The sequence below is a fragment of the Pseudomonas kribbensis genome (assembly GCF_003352185.1).
GTDB lineage: Bacteria > Pseudomonadota > Gammaproteobacteria > Pseudomonadales > Pseudomonadaceae > Aquipseudomonas > Aquipseudomonas kribbensis.
Map to the genome: position 1 here is coordinate 3,392,838 of NZ_CP029608.1, position 25,450 is coordinate 3,418,287.

Below are 25,450 nucleotides of genomic sequence, written 5' to 3' on the forward strand. Positions count from 1 at the left end.
CATAGTTGCAGGATCGTAATCCACCTTCACAAATTCAACTTTCGGGGATACTGGGGCGGGAACCTGGGAGCTGCAAGATTGAAGCAATAACGCGGCACAGAAGAGAGCTTTTTTCACCGACCTTCCTTGGGTATAAATCAGAAGCCCCAATGATAGCCCCTGGCCACCAACCTTCACAATGAGCCCCGCCTCAGCTGCTGTACAAATTCCCAGTAACGACCCGCCGAACTCCGATTTTTCCTCGATACCAACCGAATGCGATACCCTCACCGCCCCACTGCGGTGAGGGTATCGCATTCGAATTCATTGGGACCTCAGAGAGCAACTCCTCCAACTTGAGAAGGTGTTACCGGCATGGTCAAATAAGCAATGGCCTTTTGCTATGGTGATCTCAGTTGAAACAATATCGCGGATTGATAATCTTTTTTTCGGCAACGGCGTTGCTCTTTATCTTGGCTCAGGTATGGCACACACAATCTGCCCCGGAAGAGAAAAAGGAAGAGCGGGAACGCCAGCTCAAAGGGCTCGCGCTCATCATGGGCGCCCAGTCCGGAAAAGTATCTGACGAGTCAACTCGCGTCGATTCTGTGACCTACAGCGATGAGGTCATGCGTATCTCCTACACGCTCAGAAAATTTACAAAAGACGAAATTGATGTTGATGAGTTCGCCAAGGACGCAAGAGCGCTTGCAGCTTCTGCATTTTGTAATGAAAAAGGCTTGGGGCAATTCGTGAAATCGGGTCTTTCCATTGACCTCCTCTACAAAGATTCAACCAGTTCACCGGTAGTCGAATTTCAGATAGGCAAATCCGACTGCCTCTGACGACTACCCCTTGAAGCCCGCCTTTTTGCGGGCTTTTTTCTGCGTGTCGTACCGCAGTGAGTCTGCGCAGCTAGTCATCAATCTCGCGACCAATCCTGAATTCACTTCCCTTCGCGCCTAACGGCAACCAGCGGAGTAGATGAGTGCATCCGAGTTTTGTTGGATCAACACACCGCCACTCTGGAGACGACCATGTCAGCTCTACGCAAGCTCATCCCGGAAAGAAAGCCCTGCTCAGTGCGATCTGGGAATACGCCCGGGACAAAGGCTACACCTCGCTTGCCAACCCTTGCTCAGGCATCAAGGGCAACAAAGAAACCGGCCGGGACACCTACGTTGAAGACGAGCTGTTCACACGCGTCTACGACAAAGCAGACCCAGGGTTACAGGACGCCATGGACCTGACCTACCTGACCGGTCAAAGGGTCACAGACACCCGCATGATGGACGAGCGGGACATCCGGAATCGCAAGGGCAAGAAAGTGATGCCAACGAAGTGAATTGCGGACCACTGTCAAAATTGCGGACCGGAAACAAACAAGGGCTTGCATCAGCTTTCGCCCGCAAACCCTTGATTTAAGATGGTGCCCGAAGCCGGAATCGAACCGGCACGCCCTTACGAGCGGGGGATTTTAAGTCCCATGCGTCTACCAGTTTCGCCATTCGGGCGGTAGCGCGGTGTTGCGTTGCCCTGATGCCGGTTCACAATCCTGACAGATTGCTGCCCGTGCAGCAGAGGGGGAAATATATACATCACTCCCCGGTGAAGCAAGTTTGCAAAGGCTGTTTTAAAGACTAAATCTTTCAGCGTGATGCAAATAAAAAAGCTCCGTAAATCATGGATCTACGGAGCTTGTTTATAGTGGAGGCCGAGGTCGGAATCGAACCGGCGTAGGCGGATTTGCAATCCGCTGCATAACCATTTTGCTACTCGGCCTCAAAGCTTTTGTTGTCAGTAGCGCAACAACAAACGCTGTACAAACTTGGAGCGGGAAACGAGACTCGAACTCGCGACCCCGACCTTGGCAAGGTCGTGCTCTACCAACTGAGCTATTCCCGCTTGGTGTGGCGCATTCTATAGAAATCAGAAGCGCCGTCAACCCTTTGATTCAAAAAAGTTTTATTTCTTTTCAACATCGGTCTTCAGATGCGGCCAGGCAGCCCGAAGGTATTGAACCATCGACCACAGAGTCAGGCCTGCCGATACCATCAGCAACGCATAACCGATGAAAACCCAAAAGCTGAAAACCTTGGGGTTGGCCAGGAGAATAACCAACGCAAGCATTTGTGCAGCAGTTTTCCATTTGCCCAGGTTCGACACGGCCACATGGGCCCGTGCGCCGAGCTCGGCCATCCACTCACGCAGCGCCGAAACGACGATCTCGCGACCGATGATGACCGCAGCGGGCAGTGTGAGCCACAGATTGCCGTGCTCTTGCACCAACAACACCAGTGCAACAGCAACCATCAACTTGTCAGCGACAGGATCCAGGAACGCACCAAACGGTGTGCTTTGCTCCAGGCGTCGTGCCAGATAACCATCCAGCCAGTCCGTTGCTGCCGCGAAGGCAAAGACCGAACTTGAAGCCAGATAACTCCACTGGTAAGGCAGATAGAACAGCAAAATGAAGATCGGGATGAGCAGGACACGGAGAACGGTAATCAGATTAGGGATATTCATCGGCACAACTGGCTACGAGGTGAATGGGCATTCTACTCACTATGCAGGTTTGCATAAATCGACTCTGCTAGCTTTTTGCTGATCCCCGGTGCTTTGGCGATCTCTTCGATGCTTGCACGAGACAGCTCCTGCAATCCACCAAAATGTTTCAGCAAGTCCCTGCGCCGGGTCGGACCTACGCCCGCCACGCCTTCCAGCGTTGACGTACGACGGGTTTTGCCACGACGCGCACGGTGTCCGGTGATTGCAAAGCGGTGAGCTTCATCACGGATCTGTTGAATCAGATGCAGCGCCGGAGAATCGCCACGCAATGTGAACTCATGCGCGGCATCATTCAGATACAAAGTCTCGAACCCCGCCTTGCGCGTCGCGCCCTTCGCGACACCGAGCAGGATCAGGTCCGGCACGGCCAGTTCGTTGAGCACATCACGCGCCATCGACAACTGCCCTTTGCCACCATCCACCAGCAGAATGTCCGGCAACTTTCCCTCCCCGTCCTTCAGCTTGCTGAAGCGCCGGGTCAATGCCTGATGCATGGCCGCATAATCATCACCGGCCGTCACGCCTTCGATGTTGTATCGACGGTAATCCGACTTGATCGCCCCTTCCGGCCCGAAGACCACACAGGATGCGACGGTTGCCTCGCCACTGGAATGACTGATGTCATAGCACTCCAGCCGTTGCGGCGGTTCATCGAGATTCAGCACCTCGGCCAAGGCCTCGAATCGCGCAGCAACGTGCTGACGGTTGGCCAGTCTCGCGCCCAGCGCCTGTTCGGCGTTGGTCACGGCCAGCTGCTGCCAGCGCGCCCTCGTACCGCGAACCCGATGACTGATCGTCAGTTCGCGCCCGCGAAGTTCCTGAATCGCCTCGATCAGCGTGGGAAAGTCTTCGTGAACGACGTTGACGATCAGCTCGCTTGGCAAATCCCGCTCAGGACTGCTGATGAAATACTGGCCAAGAAACGCCGCCATGACTTCGGCAACGTCTTCCTCGATGCCAACCTGCGGAAAGAAGTTCTTGCTCCCCAGAACCCGCCCACCCCGCACACTGATCAAATGCACGCAGGCGCCACCGGGGTTGACGAAAGCTGCGATCACATCGATGTCGCCAGTCCCGCCTTCCATGCTCTGCTGATCCTGGACGCGACGCAGCAATGCAATCTGGTCGCGCAGCTCTGCAGCGCGTTCGAACTCGAGATTGATTGCTGCCTCTTCCATCGCCGTCGACAGTTCATTGGTCAACGCATGGCTGCGGCCCTCGAGAAACATCACCGAGTGTCGTACGTCTTCGGCGTAGACCTCTGGTTCGACCAGCCCGACACAGGGAGCCTTGCAGCGTTTGATCTGGTATTGCAGGCACGGACGGGTCCGGTTTTTGTAATAGCTGTCTTCGCACTGACGCACGAAAAACGTCTTTTGCAGAAGACTGAGGCTTTCGCGAATGGCCCCGGCACTCGGATAAGGCCCGAAGTACTTGCCCTTGGCCTTCTTCGCGCCGCGATGGATGCTGAGACGAGGGAATTGCCCGTCAGACAGAAACACATACGGATAGGACTTATCATCACGCAACAGAATGTTGTACGGCGGCCGCCACTCCTTGATCAGCGTTTGCTCAAGCAGCAGGGCTTCGGTTTCGTTGGCGGTGATGGTCGTTTCGACCTGGGCGATTCGCCCGACGAGAGCAGCGGTTTTCGGCGCCAGCCCGGTCTTGCGAAAGTAACTGGCCAAGCGCTTCTTCAGATTCTTGGCCTTGCCGACGTACAACAGACGCGCATCGCTGTCGAACATGCGATAAACGCCAGGGCGCCCGCTGACAGTCGACAGGAAGGCGCCGGAATCGAATGTTTCAGTCATGGTCAGAGGCTGGCATCAACCATGCCGTGACGAACTGCCAGAAGCGTCAGCTCGACATCGCTGCTGATCGAAAGCTTCTCGAAAATGCGGTAACGGTAGGTGTTTACGGTTTTTGGCGACAGGCACAATTTGTCGGAAATGATCTGCACCTTCTGACAACCGACAATCATCAGCGCAATCTGGATTTCCCGCTCGGACAAGGCATCGAACGGAGAGTCACTGGTTGGCTGAAACGACTTGATTGCCAATTGCTGGGCAATTTGCGGGCTGATGTAACGCTGACCGGCAAAGACCAGGCGGATGGCCGGTACCATTTCCGGCAAGCCGGCACCTTTGGTCAGGTAGCCCGCGGCACCCGCCTGCAGCAATCGTGTAGGAAACGGATCTTCTTCGCACACGGTGACCGCGACCACCTTGATGTCCGGATGGCTGCGCAATAGTTTGCGCGTGGCTTCCAGGCCGCCGATGCCGGGCATCTTGACGTCCATCAGTACCACGTCGGGCTTCAACTCACGGGCCTTGATAAGGGATTCTTCCCCGGACTCGGCCTGACCGACCACTTGCAGGCCATCGATATCGGCCAGCATTCGTGTAATGCCTGTACGAACGAGATCATGGTCATCGACCACTAGCACCCTAATCAAGCAGACACCTCGCGATATGGTCTTATTGGGATGCCGGACACCTTAGCAAAAACTGCCAGACAGACCTAGCGGCAAGCAACATATAAAAAGTTTCAATTCATCATTCAGGGCTTGCCGGCCGTGCGTTTCAGAGCACAGGTGCACTGAAATCGAGCTGCATCCTCAGGAAACATTCGTCCTCGCCCTGCACAACCATTCCTTTTCTGCGATACAGGCATTGCGCCGGATTATTCTTGAACACGGTCAGTCGCAATGCCGGTCGACGTTCCTGGCGCGCGATTGCAACAACCTGATCGATCGCCCAGGATCCTGCACCTTGTCCCTGAAATCCCTCGCAGACCTGCAATTCGCGAATATACAGCGCGCGAGCATCACGACTGAGGCTGAAATAACCGACGGGCCTGCCATCGCATTCAATCAACCAGCTCTCGCGCCCGGCCCAGGCAAGATCGAATGCTTTGTCCTGCCACAACAGATCGTAGTTGATGTAATAGCGAAGCATATTCCGACGGGTGATTTCTCGCGTAAACGACAGGTCATCCGGCGATGCCGGTCGCAGTTCAAAGCTTGTTTGCACATCCACCACCTGCATGACTCGCCCTCCCCTGATACGACTTCGACGCGACTCAACCCTGAGCCGCTGAAAAGCCACAGTGTGTCACAGCCTGCCGAGGGCTCAACCGATAGAAGCCTTCTTGTACCGGCAATAGCAATTTCTGATTGCTGATGCGTATCGGGCTCTAGTAAGCTCGGCGCATTCATCGGAGACAAACCATGTTCAACGCCCTTGCACAGCTTCATGCCACCAGCGCCCAGCGCTCGGTTGCGGCTGCCTGCGTGAACAGCATCTGCGCTCCAGCCAGCTTTTATTTTGGGTATTGGTTTAGCCACTGGCGCGCCTGATACCCACACGGCGCCCATATAGACGGGTCGCCTACCAGAGAATTCTCAACCCCCGGTCGGCCTCCCGACCGGGGGTTTTGTTTTTTCAGGCCCTGAACTTTCAGCAACACACCAGACACTTGAGGAATAACGACATGAACTACGCCACTTATTACCGCTACGACAGTTTTACCGCCTGGCGATTTAGCAGCCTCCGCTCGGGACAGCCTGCCGCCTCCGATCGGTCACCCACAGGTGGCAAGCCAACACACGTAGCCACTACGGCCAACTGTCGAACACCCCAATAGGGCCGAGTCGGCGGGAAAGACCCGCGACCAGCCCAGGAAGCCCGAAAATGAACTCGTCCGTTTCTGCTCTGCCACTGTCCACCCTGAATCCAGCCAACGAAGCGTTGACCCTGCGTCTGCCCAGCTCGCTGCAACTCAAGCAGCAATTGCCCCTGAGCAATGCCTTGAACCAGCAGGTTGCCGATCACCGTCAGGCAATCCGCGCCATACTCAATGGCGAAGACCACCGTTTGCTGGTCGTCGTCGGCCCTTGCTCCATTCACGACCCTGAATCCGCGCTCGAATACGCAGGCAAACTTGCTCGACTGGCCAATGAAGTCAGCGGCGAAATGCTCCTTGTGATGCGTGCTTACGTCGAAAAACCCCGCACCACCGTCGGCTGGAAAGGCCTGGCCTACGATCCCCGTCTCGATGGCAGCGACGACATGGCCGCCGGCCTGACATTGTCACGTGAACTGATGCTGGAGATGATCCGCCTCGGTCTGCCGGTTGCCACCGAACTGCTGCAGCCCATGGCGGCTGGCTACTTCGACGACCTGCTCAGTTGGGTCGCCATCGGTGCGCGGACAACCGAATCACAGATTCATCGTGAAATGGCCAGCGGGCTGAGCATGCCGGTCGGCTTCAAGAACGGCACTGACGGGGGCGTGGCTATTGCCGTCGACGCAATGCGTTCAGCGGCTCATCCACATCGCCATTTCGGCGTAGACAGCCAGGGCCATCCGGCAATCATTCCGACTTCGGGCAACCCGGATACACACCTGGTCCTGCGCGGTGGCCATCAAGGACCTAACTACGATCGCGCCAGCGTGTCCCGAATCCATACCGAGCTGAGCCGACTGAAGATCCCGAGCCGGATCATGGTCGACTGCAGCCATGCCAACAGCGGCAAGGACCCTCTTCGTCAGCCGGAGGTTTTCAACGATGTGCTGGAACAGCGCCTCCAGGGAGACCGTTCGCTGGTCGGCATGATGATCGAGTCGCATCTGTTCGAAGGATGCCAGCCGTTGAGTGCGTCGTTGCGCTACGGCGTCTCGGTAACGGATGGCTGCCTGGGTTTCACTGCCACGGAACGCCTGCTTCTCGATGCTGCGGAGCGACTTCGGAAACCATCCCTGGCCTGAATATGAAACCGGCCTTCCGGAGCGTGCCTGCCCGGAAGGCTGCTTGATCAAGCCTGCACGTTCAGCAGTGCCACATCGGATACCTGACTGACATCATCCAGCCGCTCAATCGAATAGGACACTCGAACAGCCGTACCGACATGCTCGCGCCAGAAGCGATAGGGAACGATAAACACCAGGGGCTCAATCTCCATTCCACTGGTTATTTCCCGATCATCACGATGAAAGAAGTGCTCGCCATCGCACTTGAGATAAACCAGCTCACCGACCTCCATCTGCGCATTGCTGATCACTATGCTGACGCCATCAATGGTTTCGCGTACGTCCAGCGCCCCTTCCCGTGCCTCAAGCACTTGCGGTGCGGCCAGTTCGCCGCGCACCAACGGCGCAATGGTGATGTTCCTGGAGCCCGATTCGCGCAGTGCTCCAGTTTTTTGTTCGATGACATATCGAACAAGCACCTCGCTGCCAGGATGCGGGATGATGAATCGAGGATCGACACCGAACACCAGCGGCGCTCCAACAGCGAAAGGCCCGACGATCAAGCTGTCGCGGAATGAGGCGCGCTCTGCAGCCCCCTGCCAGAACAACTCCACTCGATCACCCACCGACATCCCGGCATAAGGCTGGAGAGTGACAGTGGTGCCTTCGTTGACACGCGCCGGATCAAGATGCCCGCCAACGGCATCGTCAACCGTGGGCGGCAGCAGACTGTATGAAACGTCCCCTACATTCAACTGGGTCCTGAGGGAGCTGACGGGCAACAACCATTTCATGCTGTTCAACGTCCAGAACACCTCGAGCGTACCGCCATCCAGCGCAGCGATATGAGAACTGCTGATGACAAAAACGATATCCCTCCCCAGCTGAGCCTCGCTGACCGATCGCGCAAACTCCTGTCGATACGGCAAACCCTCGATATCAAGACCATGCCAACTCAGTACCACTCTGTCACCGCATGCCATGTCGGGATATGGTGCGACCCGGATGACAACCCGGCTCAACGAAGGATCAAGGACACCTCCTTCTACCGATTCGAGGGTCACCGCGGCCAATGAACCCGACGGTTCGCCCAGGCATGCGGGCCCCGATGAACCTATCGTTGTTACGGCTAAAACATTGCCCCGTGTCACTTCTTGTACGTTCTGCCCATTCATTCGTAACTCCACTCCCTGGAAACGCCCTGCAGCTCGCTTTCTGTGTCGAAGAGCCTCTATTCCATCAGTCAGGCAAGAAAAATGATGTCGTCCATCCACACCGCGTTCCGGAGGCAATCGCATCGCAACAAGTAGGCAATGACGGAACAAATACATTGGACGAAGCAAAAGATGTCCAGATATTCCGATCCGGATTTCAAATTTTGAAGATATTTCCTGCACGCACCGACCCAGTTTCCGACTCCCGGGTAAGACGCTTCATACATCGAGAGTTCCAAGACTGATTTAGAGTGACACCCGGCAAATATCGATGAACCTCTGCCATCAAGGACGAAAAATGCGACAAGACACCACCACCCTTTATCCCATTCTCCTGGTGCACGGTTTGTTCGGATTCGAGCGTATCGGCCCATTTGAGCTGTTCCACGGCGTCAAGCAGGCGCTGAAGGCCATTGGCGTGCAGGTTTTCGTGCCGCACCTGTCTGCCATTCACGACAATGAATTACGGGGCAAACAACTGCTATGCCAGATCGACGCAGTGCTCAAAGGCACAGGTGCTGTCAAAGTCAACCTGATCGGCCATAGCCAGGGCGCACTGGCTTCTCGCTATGCAGCAGCGCTTGCCCCACACAAGGTTGCATCCGTGACATCGGTCAGCGGGCCGAATCACGGTTCGGAACTGGCGGACTTCCTGCGCAAGGCACTGATCCCCGGGAAGCTGCCGGAAATCGTGGCGCAAAACGTGGCCACACTGTTTTCCGACTTTCTGTGCCTGCTCAGCGGGACCACAGCGCTGCCGCGAAATGCATTGGCCGCATTGAATGCCCTGACGACCGCAGGCGTCGGCGACTTCAATGACAAGTACCCGCAAGGCCTGCCGCAGAGCTGGGGCGGACAAGGCGCCGCACAGGTCAATGATGTGCGCTACTACTCCTGGAGTGGTGTCGTGCCGTCAATGAATCTGCTCCAACCCGACCCGGTGCAAGACCTCTGCCGGGCCCTGTCGCAGTACTTCATGACCGAACCCTTGCAAAACGATGGTTTCGTCGGGCGCTACAGCTCTCATCTGGGCACCGTGATCCGTTCCGACTATCCGATTGATCATCTGCGCAGCCTCGGCCGAACCGCAGACGAGCACCCTGGAGCAGTCGATTCGATTCAGTTGTACGTCGAGCACGCCTTGCGCCTGCAGGCCGCCAACCTCTGAGAGCCGGCATCAGACAAGCGAACGGAACTTTGCCGAGAAATCGGCCACTGAATCCGGTAGGCTCCACCCTTTACTGATTTGATTGGAGATTTCCCCCATGGCCAAAGCCACTGCCCGCCACATCCTGGTTTCCAGCGAAGACAAGTGCAACGAACTCAAGGCCCAGATCGAAGCCGGCGCCGATTTTGCTGAAGTCGCCAAAGCCAACTCCACCTGCCCGTCCAGCCGTCAGGGTGGCGATCTGGGCTCGTTCGGCCCAGGCCAGATGGTCAAGGAATTCGATACCGTAGTGTTCAGCGCACCGATCAACGTCGTGCAAGGCCCGGTCAAGACTCAGTTCGGCTATCACCTGCTGGAAGTCACCAGCCGTCAGGACTGATCCTTCGTCCATTGCGCTGTGTAACGGCCCGCCAGATGGCGGGCCGTTGTGTTTTGGTTACACCACGCGGCTGGCGAACAGCGTCGGGCTCGCGTACAAATTGCGCTTATCGATCATCCGGCTCTAAGGCTGACAATGCGACTGGCTTTTTCCACTTTGATGTTCACTGCCGTGGCTCTGCTGATGGGCGCCGCCGGTGTGAGCGCTGCACCGCAACATGCATTGACCGTTTACGGCGAACCGGCGAAATACCCGGCTAATTTCAGTCACTTCGACTACACCAATCCCCAGGCCCCCAAGGGCGGAACGATGCGCCGATCAGCGATCGAGATCGGTCACTTCGACCATGTCCTGCCCTACATCGACAAAGGCATCGGCGTCACGCAGATCGACGGCCTGCTGTATTCCCCGCTGGCCCAGCGCTCGATGGACGAGCCTTACACCGTCTACGGGCTGGTGGCACAGAAGATGGAGCGCTCCGAGGATGGTCTGTCCCTGCGTTTCTTCATCAACCCCAAGGCTCGCTTCGCCGACGGCAGACCGATCACCGCCGAAGACGTGCGCTACACCTACGATCTGCTGATGACCCAGGGCAGCCTGCGTTATCGCACCCAGTTTGCCGATGTCAAAGGCGTCGAAGTCGAAGCGCCGCTGACCGTGCGTTTCGATTTCAAGAGCAATGAAAACCGCACCCTGCCACTGGACATCGCGACCCTGCCGGTGTTTCCCGAGCACTGGTGGAAGACCCGTGACTTCGCCGGCGGTGGCGGCTATGAACCACCGCTGGGCAGCGGCCCTTACCGGGTCGGCAAGGTCGACTCCGGACGCAGCATCACCTTTGAACGCAACCCCGACTGGTGGGGCAAAGACTTGCCGGTCAGTCGCGGGCTCTACAACTTCGACCATTTCAGCATCGAGTACTTCGGCGACACCGATGTCGCCCGTCAGGTATTGCGCGGCGGCGCCTATGACTACAACCGCGAGTTTTCCGCTACCGGATACTCGATCGGCTACGACAGCCCGGCCCTGAGCGACGGGCGCCTGCAGAAAGCTCACCTGGCAACCGAAGCACCGCAATCGGCGCAAGGCTTCGTGTTCAACCTGCAAAAACCGATGTTCCAGGATCGCCGCGTACGTCAGGCCCTGGCCATGCTCTGGGATTTCGAATGGAGCAACCGGCAGATGATGCGCAACATGTACATCCGCCAACAGAGTTACTTTTCCAACAGCGCCCTCGCCGCCCGTGAACTGCCGGACGCTGCCGAACTGAAGATTCTTGAACCGTTGCGCGGGCAGATTCCCGACGAGGTATTCACCCAGGTCTTCGAGGCACCGAAAACCGATGGCAGCGGACTGATACGTGACAAACAGTTGCAAGCGCTGGAACTGCTGGAACAGGCCGGCTGGAAACCCGATGGCGACCAATTGGTCAACGCACAGGGCGAACCGTTGAGCTTCACCTTCCTGGTCAGCCAGAACGGCATGGACCGGCTGTTGCTGCCCTACAAGCGCACGCTGAAACAGATCGGCATCAACCTCGACATCCGCCGCATCGACTCTTCGCAGTACGTCAATCGCCTGATGAGCCGCGACTACGACATGATTGTCACCGGTTACCCGGTCACCACCTCACCCGGGGGTGAACTGCTCAACTACTTCGGTTCTGCATCGGCCAACGATCCGGGTGCCAACAACTACATGGTCCTGAAGAATCCGGCGGTCGACACCTTGATTAACGGCCTCATCCGCGCATCGACCCAAGCCGACATGCTGCATTACGCCCATGCGCTGGATCGGGTGCTGCAATGGAACTACTACTGGATTCCCAACTATTACCCGCCGGGCACATCGACCGTGTGGTGGAACCGCTTCGGCATCCCCACCGTGCAGGCGAGCAATGACGAAGCGATCGAAAGCTGGTGGGAGATCAGCAGCACACCGCTGACCAACCAGCAGATGACGGCCGAGAAGATCAGCCGTGGCAGACCCGGAGGGCCGCACTGATGTGGGCTTACATACTGCGGCGCCTGCTGCTGATCATCCCGACGCTGGTGATCATTCTGCTGGTCAACTTCGTGATCATCCAGGCCGCCCCGGGTGGTCCGGTGGAACAGGCCATCGCCCATCTGCAAGGGATCGGCGGCGCCAGTGTCGGTGGCGGCGCGAGCGAGACCATGAGCAGCACCTCCCGCGCCAGCCGAGGTCTCGACCCGCAACTGATCAAGGACATCGAAAAACAGTACGGTTTCGACATGCCGGCCCATGAACGCCTGTGGCTGATGCTCAAGAACTATGCGCAGCTGGATTTCGGCAAGAGCTTCTTCCGCGGCGCCACGGTCACTGACCTGATCCTGCAAAAGATGCCGGTGACCATTTCCCTCGGGTTGTGGGCGACGTTGATCACCTATCTGGTGTCGATCCCGCTGGGCATCCGCAAGGCCGTGCACCACGGCAGTCATTTCGATATCTGGAGCAGTACGGCAATCATCATCGGTTACGCGATGCCCGCGTTCCTGTTCGCGATGTTCCTGATCGTGGTGTTTGCCGGCGGCACGTCGCTGAACTGGTTTCCGGTGCGCGGGCTGGTCTCGGACAACTTCGAGTCGCTGTCGACACTGGGCAAGATTGCCGACTACTTCTGGCACCTTGTTCTGCCGGTGACTGCGTTGGTGATCGGCGGCTTCGCGACCCTGACCATCCTCACCAAGAACTCGTTCCTCAATGAAATCACCCGTCAATACGTGGTCACCGCTCGCGCCAAAGGCCTGAGCGAACGCCGGGTGCTGTATGGCCACGTGTTCCGCAACGCGATGTTGCTGGTGGTGTCGGGCATTCCACAGGCGTTCATCAGCGTGTTCTTCGCCGGCTCGCTGCTGATCGAGGTGATTTTTTCCCTCGACGGCCTCGGGCGCATGAGCTACGAGGCGGCCGTGTCCCGCGACTACCCGGTGGTATTCGGCTCGCTGTTCATCTTCACCCTGTTCGGTCTCCTGATAAAACTGATCGGCGACCTGTGCTACACACTGGTCGACCCGCGCATCGACTTCGCCGCGAGGAACGCCTGATGTTCAAGCTCTCGCCTCTGGGCCGTCGCCGTTTCGAACGGTTCAAGAAAAACCGCCGGGGCTGGTGGTCGTTGTGGTTGTTCATTGGCCTGTTCGTGATCAGCCTCGGTGGCGAGCTGATCGCCAACGACAAACCGCTGGTGGTCAGCTATCAGGGCCAGTGGTACTTCCCGGTATTCAAGCGCCATACCGAACAGGAGTTCGGCGGTCAGTTGCCGTTCCAGGCCGATTACCGCAGCGACTATGTGCAGAACCTGATCCGCAAGGACGGTGGCTGGCTGCTGTTTCCACCGATCCCGTTCAGTGACGACACACCGAACTACGACCTCAACAAACCGGCGCCAAGTCCACCGACTTCGGTCAACTGGCTGGGCACCGACGATCAGGCACGGGACGTGCTGGCCCGGGTGATCTTCGGTGCGCGGGTATCGATCCTGTTCGCCCTGATGCTGACCTTCGTCAGCGCCCTGATCGGCATTGCGGCCGGTGCCCTGCAAGGCTACTACGGCGGCTGGATCGACCTGATGGGGCAGCGCCTGCTCGAGGTCTGGTCGGGGCTGCCGGTGCTGTACCTGCTGATCATTCTTTCGGGGTTCGTCGAGCCGAACTTCTGGTGGCTGCTGGGGATCATGGCGCTGTTTTCCTGGCTGGCGCTGGTGGACGTGGTACGGGCCGAGTTCCTGCGCGGGCGCAACCTGGAATACGTCAAGGCTGCGCGGGCCCTGGGCCTGACCGACCGCAAGGTGATCTTCCGGCACATCCTGCCCAATGCGATGAATGCCACGTTGAGCTACCTGCCCTTCATTCTGACCGGGGCGATTTCCACCCTCACCGCGCTGGATTTCCTCGGCTTCGGCATGCCGGCGGGCAGCGCTTCCCTGGGCGAATTGATCGGCCAGGGCAAGCAGAACCTGCAGGCACCGTGGCTGGGATTGACGGCGTTCTTCACCCTCGCGCTGATTCTGTCCCTGCTGGTGTTCATTGGCGAAGCATTGCGCGATGCCTTTGACCCGCGCTCATGAACGGATCCTTGATATGACTGACAACCTGATCGAAATCCGTGACCTCAGCGTCGCCTTCCATAACCAGACCGTGGTGCGCAATCTGTGCCTGGACATCCGCCCCGGCGAGTGTCTGGCGCTGGTGGGCGAATCGGGCTCGGGCAAATCGGTGACGGCCCACTCGATCCTGCAACTGCTCCCGGATAGCGAAGCCCAAACCACCGGCAGCATTCGCTATCGCGGCCAGGAGCTGGTCGGCGCCGATCCCAAGACCTTGCGCGACCTGCGGGGCAACCGCATCGCCATGATCTTCCAGGAGCCGATGACCTCGCTCAACCCGCTGCACACAATCGAAAAGCAGATCGGCGAGACCCTGCTCCTGCATCGAGGCATGGGCGGCAAAGAAGCACAGAAACGCATTCTTGAACTGCTTGAACTGGTGGGCATCCAGAAACCGAAAGAACGACTGAAGGCTTACCCCCATCAGTTGTCCGGCGGCCAGCGACAGCGGGTCATGATCGCCATGGCCCTGGCCTGCGAACCGGAACTGTTGATCGCCGACGAGCCGACCACAGCCCTCGACGTCACCGTGCAGCGCAAGATCCTGGTGCTGCTCAAATCCCTGCAACAACGTCTCGGCATGTCGCTGCTGCTGATCAGCCACGACCTCAATCTGGTGCGCAGCATCGCCCAACGGGTGTGCGTGATGAAGGCCGGAGAAATCGTTGAGCAGGCACCATGCGAGACCTTGTTCACTGAGCCGAAACACCCGTATAGCTGCGTGTTGCTCAATGCAGAGCCTGAGGGGGAAGCACTTCCCCGCGACGAGCGGGAGAACGTGCTGGAAGTCGAAGACCTGCGGGTGGATTTCGTCGTAGGCGGCGGGCTGTTCCAGCGCAAGCAATACCTGCGCGCGGTGGACGGTATCAGCCTGAACATCCAGCGCGGCAAGACCCTGGGAATCGTCGGCGAGTCCGGTTCGGGCAAGTCAACGCTGGGTCAGGCGATCCTGCGTCTGCTCGACTCCGAGGGCAGCATTCGCTTTCAGGGCGAGTCCCTCGACGGCCTCAACCAGAAACAGCTACGGCCGTGGCGCCGGCAGATGCAAGTGGTGTTTCAGGACCCGTTCGGCAGCCTCAGCCCGCGCATGTCGGTGGCGCAGATCATCAGTGAGGGGCTGGAGGTGCATTGCCAGTCGACCGCTGACGAGTGCGACGACCAGGTAATCCGGGCACTCAAGGAAGTCGGCCTCGATCCCGAAAGCCGTCACCGCTACCCCCACGAATTTTCCGGCGGGCAGCGTCAGCGCATCGCCATTGCCCGGGCACTGGTACTGAAACCGGCGCTGATCCTGCTCGACGAGCCGACTTCGGCGCTGGACCGCACCGTGCAGAAGCAGGTCGTCGCCCTGCTCCGCCAGCTTCAGGAAAAACACGGCCTGACGTATCTGTTCATCAGTCACGATCTGGCGGTGGTGCGGGCATTGGCCCACGACATGATCGTGATCAAGGACGGCAAAGTGGTCGAACGCGGTGCCAGCCATGACGTGTTCGACTCACCGCAGCACCCCTATACCAAAGAGCTGTTGGCCGCGGCTCATCCGGGATAGGCATAATCGCGCCACCTGACTTCCGCCAATGGATGCCGCCATGAACACCACCGAAAGCCTCAAGGATTACCAACGGGTTCGCACCCTGGCGATCCGTTCGTTGTTCGAGATCATCGAGCAATCCAGTGAAGGCACGGTGATTGTCGACCGCGATGCGAACATCGTCTGGATGAACGAACGTTACGCCCGGCGCTTCGGGCTAGACTCCGCCGCCGGGGCCATCGGCAAGCCCTGCGAAAGCGTGATTCCGGGCAGCCTGTTGCGTGAAGTGGTGCGCACCGGGCGACCGATTCTGCTGGACATGCAGGACACCCCGAAAGAACCGCTGGTGGTGATGCGCCTGCCGATCCATGACGACGCCGGATCGGTAATCGGCGCCATCGGGTTCGCCCTGTTCGACGAGTTGCGCACGCTGTCGCCGATGCTCAAGCGCTACCTGAGCATGCAGGAAGAACTGGCCTCGACCCGTTCGCTGCTGCGCGCCCGGCAGACCAAATACAACTTTGCCCACTTCATCGGCACCAGTGCTGCGAGCCTTGAGGTCAAACGCCGCGCCCGGCGCAGCGCCAGCGCCGAATCACCAGTCCTGCTGCTGGGCGAAACCGGCAGCGGCAAGGAGTTGCTGGCGCAAGCCATTCACGGCGCTTCGCCCCGGGCGCACAAGGCGTTCGTCAGTATCAACAGTGCCGCGATTCCTGAAGCGCTGCTCGAAGCGGAGTTCTTTGGCACCGCCCCCGGTGCCTTCACCGGGGCCGACCGCAAGGGCCGCACCGGCAAGTTGCAGATCGCTCAGGGCGGGACACTGTTTCTCGATGAGATCGGCGACATGCCGTTGCCATTGCAAAGCAAATTGCTGCGGGTATTGCAGGAAAAGGAATTCGAACCCGTAGGCTCCAACGACGTAATCCAGAGTGATGTGCGGGTGATTGCCGCGACTTCGACGGATCTGGAGGCAGCGATCAAGCGTGGTGAGTTCCGCGCGGATTTGTACTACCGGCTTAACGTGCTGCCGATTCAGGTACCGCCGCTGCGTGAACGGCTGGACGATCTACCGGCCCTCAGTGAAGCGATTCTTGAGGAGTTGCGCAGTCAGCATGAGCTCAATCGCGAAGCGCTGGAATTACTGGGGCAGCATGCCTGGCCGGGGAATATCCGCGAGTTGCGCAATGTGCTGGAGCGCGCCGCGCTGCTCAGTGATGACTTGATGCTGACGGCGAACGACATTCGCTCTGCGATCGGTACGTTTACACCCGTTGAGCGCGCACTGCCGCCCCCGTCACAGCCTGTAACCCATGAGACCTTCAGTCAGGCGCGGGAGCGTTTTGACCGGCAGTTGATTCAATCGACCCTCGCGCAATGCGGGGGCAGAGTCATCGAAGCAGCTGAACGATTGGGGCTTGGGCGTTCGACGCTGTACAAGAAAATGATTGCGCTGGGAATCGCAGAGTCTCAATAAAGAGACACCATTCTCTAGATCCGGACTACATCAAAAGCTTCGCGGGCAAGCCCGCTCCCACAGGGGAAAGCGTTCAACTGTGGGAGCGGGCTTGCCCGCGAAAGCGCCATCACAGCCATAAAAGTCTCAAAACAGAGACAAAACCTCGAAAGCCGCCTTCAAAAATCAAACTAATTCCTTTTATTTCAATAAGTTAACCATCTGGCACAGTTCTCGCTAAAGCCCCTCTCACACCCGTTCCACCCACAAAAATAACAATCGAAGGAGCACACCATGAGTGTGATCATCGCCTTGGCAGCCCTCGCGCTGCTGATGCTCGCGGCCTACCGTGGCTACAGCGTTATCCTTTTTGCCCCGATTGCCGCCCTCGGCGCCGTCCTGCTCACCGACCCGTCCGCTGTCGCCCCCGCCTTCACCGGGGTGTTCATGGAGAAGATGGTCGGCTTCATCAAACTCTACTTTCCCGTGTTCCTGCTCGGCGCCGTGTTCGGCAAACTGATCGAGCTGTCGGGATTCTCGCGGTCGATTGTCGCGGCAGCGATTCGCTTGCTCGGCACGCGCCAGGCAATGCTGGTGATCGTGCTGGTCTGCGCCCTGCTCACCTACGGCGGCGTTTCGCTGTTCGTGGTGGTGTTTGCGGTCTACCCGTTCGCAGCGGAAATGTTCCGCCAGAGCAACATCCCCAAGCGCCTGATCCCGGCGACCATCGCCCTCGGCGCGTTCTCGTTCACCATGGACGCCCTGCCCGGCACGCCACAGATCCAGAACATCATCCCCAGCGCCTTCTTCAACACCACCGCATGGGCAGCACCCTGGTTGGGTGTGATCGGGACGATTTTCGTGTTCTGCGCCGGCATGCTGTTCTTGCAGCGTCAGCGCAACAAGGCTCAGCGTGCCGGTGAAGGCTACGGCACCGAACTGCGCAACGAACCGGAAACTGCCGAAGACCTGAAATTGCCCAACCCGTGGATCGCCCTGTCGCCGTTGCTGGCAGTGGGCATCATGAACCTGCTGTTCACCCAATGGATTCCGCAGTGGTACGGCAAGACCCACAGCCTCGCGCTGCCAGGCATGGCCGCACCGGTTACCACTGAAATTGCCAAGCTCACCGCGATCTGGGCGGTGCAGGCTGCTTTGCTGGTGGGCATCCTGATGGTGCTGGCATTCGGTTTTAAAGCGATCAAAAGCAAGCTCGCCGAGGGCAGCAAAAGCGCGGTCAGCGGCGCACTGCTGGCGGCGATGAACACCGCGTCGGAATACGGTTTCGGCGCGGTCATCGCCTCGTTGCCGGGTTTTCTGGTGCTGGCCGACTGGCTCAAGAGCATTCCCAATCCGCTGGTCAACGAAGCGATCACCGTGACCCTGCTGGCCGGCATCACCGGCTCCGCGTCGGGCGGTATGAGCATCGCCCTGGCGGCGATGTCTGAACAATTCATCAGCGCCGCCCACGCCGCCAACATTCCGCTGGAAGTGCTGCACCGGGTGGCCGCGATGGCCAGCGGCGGCATGGACACCTTGCCGCACAACGGCGCGGTCATCACGTTGCTGGCGGTCACCGGTCTGACTCACCGTGAGGCCTACAAGGACATTTTCTGTATTACGCTGATCAAGACCCTGGCGGTTTTCGTGGTAATCGGCACTTTCTACGCCACTGGCATTGTGTGAGGTATTCATGACGACTCTTTCTGGCAAGACCGCACTGGTCACCGGCTCCACCAGCGGCATCGGGCTGGGCATTGCGCTCACGCTGGCCAAGGCCGGCGCCAACCTGATCCTCAACGGCTTTGGCGATGCTTCGAAGGTGATTGCCGAAGTCGAGCAGTTCGGCGGCAAGGTCGGCCATCACCCGGCGGACGTCAGCAGCCCCGAGCAGATCGCCGACATGATCGCCTACGCCGAGCGCGAGTTCGGCGGCGTGGACATTCTGGTCAACAACGCCGGTATCCAGCATGTCGCGGCGGTTGAGGAATTTCCGGTTGAGCGTTGGGATTCGATCATCGCCATCAACCTGTCGTCGGTGTTTCACAGCACCCGCCTGAGCCTGCCGGGCATGCGCGCCAAGGGCTGGGGGCGAATCGTCAACATCGCCTCGGTCCACGGCCTGGTCGGTTCCACCGGCAAGGCGGCGTATGTGGCGGCCAAACATGGCGTGATCGGCCTGACCAAGGTCGTCGGCCTGGAAACCGCCGCCAGCAACGTCACTTGCAACGCCATCTGCCCGGGCTGGGTGCTGACGCCGCTGGTGCAGAAGCAGATCGATGATCGCGCGGCCAAGGGTGTCGACCCGCAGCAGGCGCAACACGATCTGCTGGCCGAGAAACAGCCGTCGCTGGAGTTCGTCACCCCGGCGCATTTGGGTGAACTGGTGCTGTTCCTGTGCAGCGAGGCCGGCAGCCAGGTGCGCGGCGCCGCGTGGAATATCGATGGCGGGTGGCTCGCGCAGTAAGCTTGCAACTGATCGCTCCCACGCCGTCGTGGGAGCCTTCTGACAAACAATAAGAGGCAAACCATGTCCGACATCCTCTGGCAGCCCGATGCCAAACGCATTGCCCGGTCCCGCATGGACGGTTTTCGGCGCTTCATCATCCAGCGCCATCACGTGCACCTCGATGACTACCCGGCCCTGCACAAATGGTCCATCGACCAGCGCGAGGCGTTCTGGCAGGCGATCGTGGATTTCTTCGGTATCAGCTTTCACACCCAGCCCGACGCGGTCCTGCGCGAAGGCCTGAAGATGCCCGGTGCCGAATGGTTTCCCGGCGCTACGTTGAACTTCGCCGAACACCTGCTGAGCCGACGGGACGATGCCATCGCGGTAATCGCCATCGGCGAAAACGGCCAGCGTGAATTGTTGACCTGGGCCGAACTGGCCCAGCAAGTCGCCGGGTTCCAGGCCAGCCTGCAAGCGGCCGGCGTCGTTGTTGGCGACCGGGTCGCAGCCTGCATGCCCAACACCTGGCAAACCCTGGTGGCGATGCTCGCGACCACCAGTCTCGGGGCGATCTGGTCCTGTTCCTCGCCGGACTTCGGCACCCACGGCGTGATCGACCGTTTTGGCCAGATCGAACCCAAAGTGCTGATCACCTGCGCCGGTTACCGTTACGCCGGCAAAGAGATCGACCAGACCGTCAAGATCAACGAAATCCTCGAACAGCTGCCGACCTTGCAACAGCTGATCATCGTGCCTTACGCACGCCCTCACGCCCATGCCAAGGATTACCGGACACCCGCCAACGTCACATTGTGGGACGACTTCTATGAACCGGGCGATGAGCCGCAATTTGTGCCGGTGCCGTTCGACCATCCGCTGTACGTGCTGTATTCCAGCGGCACCACCGGCGTGCCGAAGTGCATCGTTCACAGCACCGGTGGCGTGTTGCTGCAACACGTCAAGGAGCACGGATTGCATGTCGATCTGGGCCCCGGCGACCGCTTGTTCTATTACACGACTTGCGGCTGGATGATGTGGAACTGGCTGGTGTCGGCACTGGCGGTCGGCAGCGCGGTGGTGCTCTATGACGGTTCACCGTTTTATCCGGACAACCAGCGAATGCTGGAGCTGCTCGACGACGAGCAAGTCAGCGTGTTCGGCACCAGCCCGAAATTCCTCGCGACTCTGGAAAGCAGCGGCATCAAGCCCCGTGAAAGCCATGACCTGAGCCAGCTGAAAACCCTGCTCTGTACTGGTTCTGCGCTTTCGCCGCAGAGTTATGACTTCGTCTATCGCGACTTCAAACCGGACGTCTGCCTTTCCTCGATGTCCGGCGGTACGGACATCGTGTCCTGCTTCGTCAACGGCAACCCGATGTCGGCCGTACGCCGGGGCGAGATCATGGGCAAAAGCCTGGCCATGGCGGTCGAAGTTTGGAACGACGCCGGGCAGCCGGTGATCGGCAAAAAAGGCGAGCTGGTGTGTACCCGGCCATTCCCGGCCATGCCCATCGGACTCTGGAACGACCCCGATGGCGAAAAGCTGTGCAAATCCTATTTCAGCCTGTTTCCTGGCGTCTGGGCCCAGGGCGATTACGCCGAAGAGTTGCCCCACGGCGGGATGCTGATTCACGGGCGCTCCGACGCCGTGCTCAACCCCGGTGGCGTTCGCATCGGTACGGCGGAAATCTACCGTCAGGTGGAGAAAGTCCCGCAAGTGCTGGACAGCATCGCCATCGGCCAACAATGGCAGGACGACGTGCGCGTCGTACTGTTCGTGCGCCTCAAGGAAGGCGTAACGCTGGATGACGCGCTGCAACAGCAGATCCGCCAGGTGATCCGTGTCAACACCACACCGCGCCATGTACCGGCGAAAATCGTCGCGGTCACCGATATTCCGCGCACCATCAGCGGCAAAGTGGTGGAGCTGGCCGTGCGCAATGTGGTGCATGGCCAGCCAGTCAAAAACACTGATGCATTGGCCAATCCAGAAGCGCTTGAGCAGTTCCGCAATCGGGTCGAACTTCGCGATTGACGCCTGTCAGTCCACCAGTCCCCACTCGCCGGTCGATGGTGGTGGGGACGGGACGGTATCGGCATGCAGCTTCAGACGCAGGCGCAGGTTGTTCACCGAGTCTGCGTTTTTCAGAGCCTCGTCTTCATCGATCACCCCTTCCGCCACCAGCGCGAACAGTGCAGCGTCAAAGGTCTGCATGCCCAGTTCCGCCGATTTTTCCATGATGGTTTTCAGTTCGCCGAAGTCATTGCGCCGGATCAGGTCGGCAATCGTCGGCGTACCGAGCATGACTTCTGCTGCCGCCCGTCGCTGGCCGTCCCGAGTTCGTACCAGACGCTGGGATACAAACACCTTCAGGTGATTGCCCAAGGCATGCAGCAATTGCGACCGGCGCTCTTCGGGGAAGAAGTTGATGATCCGGTCCAGCGCCTGATTGGCGTTATTGGCATGCAAGGTCGACAACACCAGATGCCCGGTTTCGGCGAATGCCAGTGCATGCTCCATGGTCTCGCGATCGCGTATCTCGCCAATCAGCACTACGTCCGGGGCCTGGCGCAGGGTGTTTTTCAACGCCGCATGAAAACTTCGGGTATCGACGCCGACTTCCCGCTGGTTGATGATCGAGCGCTTGTGCCGATGAATGTATTCCACCGGATCTTCTATGGTGATGATATGTCCGCTGCTGTGGCGGTTGCGATGATCGATCAGCGCGGCCAGGGAGGTGGACTTGCCCGAGTCGGTGGCGCCGACGAACAGGATCAGCCCTTGCTTGAGCATCACCGTTTCCAGCAGTACAGACGGCAGTTTGAGGTCTTCGAACCGGGGGATATCGAGCTTGACGTTGCGGATCACGATCGACACATCATTACGCTGCTTGAAGATGTTGACCCGAAATCGCCCGATGCCCGTGCGGGAGATTGCCAGGTTCATTTCCAGCTCCCGGTCGAACTCCCGACGCTGCTCGGCGTCCATCAGGGACGCGGCGACAGTTGCCACCTCACCGGGCTTGAACGGTTGTTCACCCAGAGGCGTCAGTACCCCGTCAAACCGCGCGCTCGGCGGTGCGCCCGTGGACAGGAACAGATCCGAGCCGTGACGGCTCGCCAGTTGTTTGAGCAGTGCGTCGATTTCCATGGCCAGTAACACCCGCGAAGCTTTCAATGAACACAAGACCGTGCGTCGTGACGCGACGGGCCTTTCAGCGTCTACCGCACTAGGATAGTAGACGCCGCCTCACCGACCGACGCTCAGGACTGATGTGATGAACGCTGTACCGAACACCAACGACGCCCAGGCATTGATCGCCCGCACCGACTGGAGCCGCAGCCCGCTCGGCAGCGCCGGTACCTGGCCGCAGAGCCTGCGCACCGCGGTGGACATCGTGATTCACTCGCCGATGCCGATGCTGCTGTTGTGGGGTCCGCAGCTCACCCAGATCTACAACAACGGCTTCGCGGTACTGGCCGGCAACAAGCATCCACACGCTTTCGGACAGCCGGCGCACCAGATATGGCCTGAACTTCGAGACTTTACCGACCCGATTTACAGCGCCGTCCTACAAGGCCAGGTGCGAACCTACAGCGAACGTCGCTTCACCCTGCAACGGGACGGCAAGGAATCCGACTTCTGGCTGGACCTGACTTACAGCCCGATTCGCGACGAAAGCGCGCAAGTGGCCGGCATTCTGGTCACCGCCATCGAGACCAACGAACGCCGACGCATCGCCCTGGAACTCAAGCAGCGTTCCGAAGAAAGCCTCAAGGCGCAAAAACAGACCGAGGAGCGCCTGCAACTGGCGCTGGCAGCCACCGACGCGGTCGGCACCTGGGACTGGGACATCGGTCAGGACCGTTTCATCGCCGATGCGCACTTCGCCCAGTTGCACGGGGTCGACCCGGCACTGGCCAGTCAGCTGCCGATCAGTGAATACCTGCACGGCGTGCATCCCGAGGACCGCGCGCTGATCGCCCGCAGCATCAAACATTGCATCACCCATGGCACCGAATACGCTGAGGAATATCGCCTGTTGCAGGCCAATGGCGACGTACGCTGGGTATTTGCGCGCGGGCGTTGCTACAAGGATCATCACGGGCGGCCAATGCGCTTTCTCGGCGCGGCGCTGGACCTGACCGAACGCAAGCACACCGAGCAGGCCCTGCGCCAAAGCCAGACCGAGTTGCAACTGATCATTAACGCGATGCCGATCCTGATCAGCTACGTTGACCGCGAAGAGCGTTTTCGCCTGAACAACGCCGCGTACCTGGACTGGTACGGGCTGACTCCGCAGGAGCTGTACGGTCGCACGATCCGCGAAGTGATCGGCGAAGAGTCCTACTTTCTGCGCGCCCCGTACATCGCCGAAGCCCTGGCCGGCCGCCCTTGCTCGTTCAGTCTTTACACCCCCCATCGCGATGGCACTCAACGCCACGCCTTGATGAACTACCTGCCACGCCACGGCCCGGACGGCGCGGTGAACGGTTTCTACATCTTCGTGATCGACGAGACCGAACGCAAAAAAACCGAAGAAGCCCTGCGCAACCTCAATGAAACCCTTGAGGAACGCGTCAGCGCGCGTACCGAGCAACTGGCCCAGGCCAACCAGCGCCTGCAGAACGAAATGTTCGAACGCGAACGCGCCGAAGATGCCCTGCGCCACGCGCAGAAAATGGAAGCGGTCGGTCAGCTCACCGGCGGCATTGCCCATGACTTCAACAACATGCTGACCGGAATCATCGGCAGCCTCGACCTGATGCAGCGCTACATCGCCAGTGGCCGCGCCGATGAGATCGGCCGGTTCACCGACGCGGCCGTGTCATCGGCCAATCGCGCCGCGGCGTTGACCCACCGCTTGCTGGCGTTTTCCCGGCGCCAGTCACTGGACCGCAAGACGATCAATGTCAACGAACTGATCCATTCCCTGGAAGACCTGATCCGCCGTACCAAAGGCGACCCGATCGAACTGACCTTGCGCCTGGCCGACAACGTCTGGCCCGTCAGCACCGATGTAAGCCAATTGGAAAACGCCCTGCTCAACCTGGTGATCAACGCCCGCGACGCCATGCCGGATGGCGGCGAGCTGCTGATCGAAACGGCTAACGTGTACCTCGACGGCAACGACATCACCACCCTCGAACCGGTCAAGGCCGGTGATTACCTGATGCTCGCGGTAAGCGACAACGGTACCGGCATGACGCCGTCGGTGCGATCCAAGGCCTTCGACCCGTTCTTCACCACCAAACCGATTGGCCAGGGCACCGGGCTCGGGTTGTCGATGATTTATGGCTTTGCCCAGCAATCCGGCGGGCACGTCAGCCTCGACAGCCTGCCGGGCCAGGGCACCTGCGTACGCCTGTACCTGCCTCGCCTGCATTCTCTGGTGGCGGAACCGGTAGTGACGGAAGAAACAACGCAGACACCCGCCGTCGCGACCGGGGAAACCGTGGTAGTGGTCGAGGACGATCCGGCGGTGCGCATGCTGGTCATGGACTTGCTTAAGGAGCTGGGTTATCGCGCCCACGAGGCCGAAGACGCCAAGGGTGCCCTGCCGTTGCTGGAGTCCGACCTGCGCGTCGACCTGCTGGTGACCGATGTCGGCCTGCCGGGCATGAACGGCCGGCAACTGGCGGAAATCGCCCGTCAGCACCGTCCGGGGCTCAAAGTGCTGTTCATGACCGGCTATGCGCAGAAAGCCGCCGAACGCCAGGGTTTCCTGGAAGACGGCATGGACATGGTAGCCAAGCCGTTCTCCATTGATCTTCTGGCTGGCAAGATCCGTACGATGATCAGCCAAAACCCGTGACTTGAGGCATA

At 59.3% G+C, this 25,450-nt stretch carries 19 protein-coding genes, 3 tRNA genes and 1 pseudogene; 14 read left to right on the plus strand and 9 right to left on the minus strand.

The genetic code is table 11. The features are described from left to right. Positions 1–395 precede the first annotated feature (395 nt). Both DLD99_RS15440 and DLD99_RS15445 read left to right on the plus strand, forming a co-directional pair. A complete protein-coding gene (locus DLD99_RS15440) occupies positions 396–824 on the plus strand; it encodes a hypothetical protein (protein ID WP_208647494.1) in 429 nt (142 codons plus the stop codon). 221 nt (positions 825–1,045) lie between these two features. Continuing rightward, positions 1,046–1,291 (plus strand): annotated as a pseudogene (locus DLD99_RS15445) (integrase); the annotation flags it as partial. A gap of 115 nt (positions 1,292–1,406) precedes the next feature. Here DLD99_RS15445 and DLD99_RS15450 read toward each other — a convergent pair. From DLD99_RS15450 to DLD99_RS15480, 7 genes are all read right to left on the minus strand, one after another. Then, positions 1,407–1,493 (minus strand) — tRNA-Leu (locus DLD99_RS15450). A gap of 194 nt (positions 1,494–1,687) precedes the next feature. Further along, a tRNA-Cys gene (locus DLD99_RS15455) sits at positions 1,688–1,761 on the minus strand. 47 nt (positions 1,762–1,808) lie between these two features. Then, positions 1,809–1,884: transfer RNA gene (locus DLD99_RS15460), tRNA-Gly, on the minus strand. Positions 1,885–1,944: 60 nt separating this feature from the next. Beyond that, entirely contained in the window at positions 1,945–2,505 is a 561-nt protein-coding gene (pgsA, locus tag DLD99_RS15465; protein WP_085603312.1) for a CDP-diacylglycerol--glycerol-3-phosphate 3-phosphatidyltransferase, read from the minus strand. A gap of 32 nt (positions 2,506–2,537) precedes the next feature. Continuing rightward, positions 2,538–4,361, minus strand: a complete 1,824-nt coding sequence (gene uvrC / locus DLD99_RS15470) for an excinuclease ABC subunit UvrC (RefSeq protein ID WP_114883370.1) — start codon at positions 4,359–4,361, stop codon at positions 2,538–2,540. A gap of 2 nt (positions 4,362–4,363) precedes the next feature. After that, entirely contained in the window at positions 4,364–5,005 is a 642-nt protein-coding gene (gacA, locus tag DLD99_RS15475) for a response regulator transcription factor GacA (RefSeq protein WP_114883372.1), read from the minus strand. Positions 5,006–5,132: 127 nt separating this feature from the next. Then, on the minus strand, positions 5,133–5,597 hold the full coding sequence (locus DLD99_RS15480; RefSeq protein WP_114883375.1) for a GNAT family N-acetyltransferase: 465 nt from the start codon (positions 5,595–5,597) through the stop codon (positions 5,133–5,135). 645 nt (positions 5,598–6,242) lie between these two features. On the opposite strand from DLD99_RS15480, the gene DLD99_RS15485 reads away from it, so the two are divergent. Beyond that, positions 6,243–7,319: a 3-deoxy-7-phosphoheptulonate synthase gene (locus tag DLD99_RS15485; RefSeq protein ID WP_114883377.1), complete on the plus strand. Its 1,077-nt coding sequence runs from the start codon at positions 6,243–6,245 to the stop codon at positions 7,317–7,319. A 47-nt stretch (positions 7,320–7,366) separates the two neighbouring features. Here DLD99_RS15485 and DLD99_RS15490 read toward each other — a convergent pair whose 3' ends face one another. Next, positions 7,367–8,476: a hypothetical protein gene (locus DLD99_RS15490; RefSeq protein ID WP_244220742.1), complete on the minus strand. Its 1,110-nt coding sequence runs from the start codon at positions 8,474–8,476 to the stop codon at positions 7,367–7,369. Between the two features lie 337 nt (positions 8,477–8,813). On the opposite strand from DLD99_RS15490, the gene DLD99_RS15500 reads away from it, so the two are divergent. From DLD99_RS15500 to DLD99_RS15545, 10 genes are all read left to right on the plus strand, one after another. Further along, the gene (locus DLD99_RS15500; protein ID WP_114883380.1) at positions 8,814–9,683 is read left to right on the plus strand and encodes an esterase/lipase family protein; all 870 of its coding nucleotides are present in this window, start codon (positions 8,814–8,816) and stop codon (positions 9,681–9,683) included. Between the two features lie 97 nt (positions 9,684–9,780). Beyond that, complete coding sequence (locus DLD99_RS15505) at positions 9,781–10,062, plus strand: peptidylprolyl isomerase (protein WP_041478733.1); 282 nt, start codon at positions 9,781–9,783, stop codon at positions 10,060–10,062. A 135-nt stretch (positions 10,063–10,197) separates the two neighbouring features. Then, a complete protein-coding gene (locus DLD99_RS15510; protein WP_114883382.1) occupies positions 10,198–12,066 on the plus strand; it encodes an extracellular solute-binding protein in 1,869 nt (622 codons plus the stop codon). Then, complete coding sequence (locus DLD99_RS15515; protein ID WP_114883383.1) at positions 12,066–13,127, plus strand: microcin C ABC transporter permease YejB; 1,062 nt, start codon at positions 12,066–12,068, stop codon at positions 13,125–13,127. Before DLD99_RS15510 ends, DLD99_RS15515 begins: the two co-directional genes overlap by 1 nt. Then, a complete protein-coding gene (locus tag DLD99_RS15520; protein WP_114883385.1) occupies positions 13,127–14,149 on the plus strand; it encodes an ABC transporter permease in 1,023 nt (340 codons plus the stop codon). The genes DLD99_RS15515 and DLD99_RS15520 overlap by 1 nt, the downstream gene beginning before the upstream one ends. A gap of 13 nt (positions 14,150–14,162) precedes the next feature. After that, a complete protein-coding gene (locus DLD99_RS15525) occupies positions 14,163–15,737 on the plus strand; it encodes an ABC transporter ATP-binding protein (protein WP_114883387.1) in 1,575 nt (524 codons plus the stop codon). A 40-nt stretch (positions 15,738–15,777) separates the two neighbouring features. Beyond that, a complete protein-coding gene (locus tag DLD99_RS15530; RefSeq protein WP_114883406.1) occupies positions 15,778–17,193 on the plus strand; it encodes a sigma-54 interaction domain-containing protein in 1,416 nt (471 codons plus the stop codon). Positions 17,194–17,466: 273 nt separating this feature from the next. Then, positions 17,467–18,858, plus strand: coding sequence for a GntP family permease (locus DLD99_RS15535; protein WP_114883408.1), 1,392 nt, complete (start codon positions 17,467–17,469; stop codon positions 18,856–18,858). 7 nt (positions 18,859–18,865) lie between these two features. Then, complete coding sequence (hbdH, locus tag DLD99_RS15540; RefSeq protein ID WP_114883410.1) at positions 18,866–19,639, plus strand: 3-hydroxybutyrate dehydrogenase; 774 nt, start codon at positions 18,866–18,868, stop codon at positions 19,637–19,639. A 63-nt stretch (positions 19,640–19,702) separates the two neighbouring features. Then, entirely contained in the window at positions 19,703–21,658 is a 1,956-nt protein-coding gene (locus DLD99_RS15545; protein ID WP_114883412.1) for an acetoacetate--CoA ligase, read from the plus strand. Positions 21,659–21,664: 6 nt separating this feature from the next. Here the strand turns inward: DLD99_RS15545 and DLD99_RS15550 are convergent, their stop codons facing one another. After that, on the minus strand, positions 21,665–22,774 hold the full coding sequence (locus DLD99_RS15550; protein ID WP_114883413.1) for a PilT/PilU family type 4a pilus ATPase: 1,110 nt from the start codon (positions 22,772–22,774) through the stop codon (positions 21,665–21,667). 127 nt (positions 22,775–22,901) lie between these two features. On the opposite strand from DLD99_RS15550, the gene DLD99_RS15555 reads away from it, so the two are divergent. Further along, a complete protein-coding gene (locus DLD99_RS15555; protein WP_114883415.1) occupies positions 22,902–25,439 on the plus strand; it encodes a PAS domain-containing hybrid sensor histidine kinase/response regulator in 2,538 nt (845 codons plus the stop codon). Positions 25,440–25,450 lie beyond the last annotated feature (11 nt).

Excerpts from the sequence above, each read along its gene's own strand:
- pgsA (WP_085603312.1), bottom strand. The coding sequence starts at position 2,505 with ATGAATATCCCTAATCTGATTACCGTTCTCCGTGTCCTGCTCATCCCG.
- uvrC (WP_114883370.1), bottom strand. The coding sequence starts at position 4,361 with ATGACTGAAACATTCGATTCCGGCGCCTTCCTGTCGACTGTCAGCGGG.
- DLD99_RS15480 (WP_114883375.1), bottom strand. The coding sequence starts at position 5,597 with ATGCAGGTGGTGGATGTGCAAACAAGCTTTGAACTGCGACCGGCATCG.
- DLD99_RS15485 (WP_114883377.1), top strand. The coding sequence starts at position 6,243 with ATGAACTCGTCCGTTTCTGCTCTGCCACTGTCCACCCTGAATCCAGCC.
- DLD99_RS15490 (WP_244220742.1), bottom strand. The coding sequence starts at position 8,476 with ATGAATGGGCAGAACGTACAAGAAGTGACACGGGGCAATGTTTTAGCC.
- DLD99_RS15500 (WP_114883380.1), top strand. The coding sequence starts at position 8,814 with ATGCGACAAGACACCACCACCCTTTATCCCATTCTCCTGGTGCACGGT.
- DLD99_RS15505 (WP_041478733.1), top strand. The coding sequence starts at position 9,781 with ATGGCCAAAGCCACTGCCCGCCACATCCTGGTTTCCAGCGAAGACAAG.
- DLD99_RS15510 (WP_114883382.1), top strand. The coding sequence starts at position 10,198 with ATGCGACTGGCTTTTTCCACTTTGATGTTCACTGCCGTGGCTCTGCTG.
- DLD99_RS15515 (WP_114883383.1), top strand. The coding sequence starts at position 12,066 with ATGTGGGCTTACATACTGCGGCGCCTGCTGCTGATCATCCCGACGCTG.
- DLD99_RS15520 (WP_114883385.1), top strand. The coding sequence starts at position 13,127 with ATGTTCAAGCTCTCGCCTCTGGGCCGTCGCCGTTTCGAACGGTTCAAG.
- DLD99_RS15525 (WP_114883387.1), top strand. The coding sequence starts at position 14,163 with ATGACTGACAACCTGATCGAAATCCGTGACCTCAGCGTCGCCTTCCAT.
- DLD99_RS15530 (WP_114883406.1), top strand. The coding sequence starts at position 15,778 with ATGAACACCACCGAAAGCCTCAAGGATTACCAACGGGTTCGCACCCTG.
- DLD99_RS15535 (WP_114883408.1), top strand. The coding sequence starts at position 17,467 with ATGAGTGTGATCATCGCCTTGGCAGCCCTCGCGCTGCTGATGCTCGCG.
- hbdH (WP_114883410.1), top strand. The coding sequence starts at position 18,866 with ATGACGACTCTTTCTGGCAAGACCGCACTGGTCACCGGCTCCACCAGC.
- DLD99_RS15545 (WP_114883412.1), top strand. The coding sequence starts at position 19,703 with ATGTCCGACATCCTCTGGCAGCCCGATGCCAAACGCATTGCCCGGTCC.
- DLD99_RS15550 (WP_114883413.1), bottom strand. The coding sequence starts at position 22,774 with ATGGAAATCGACGCACTGCTCAAACAACTGGCGAGCCGTCACGGCTCG.
- DLD99_RS15555 (WP_114883415.1), top strand. The coding sequence starts at position 22,902 with ATGAACGCTGTACCGAACACCAACGACGCCCAGGCATTGATCGCCCGC.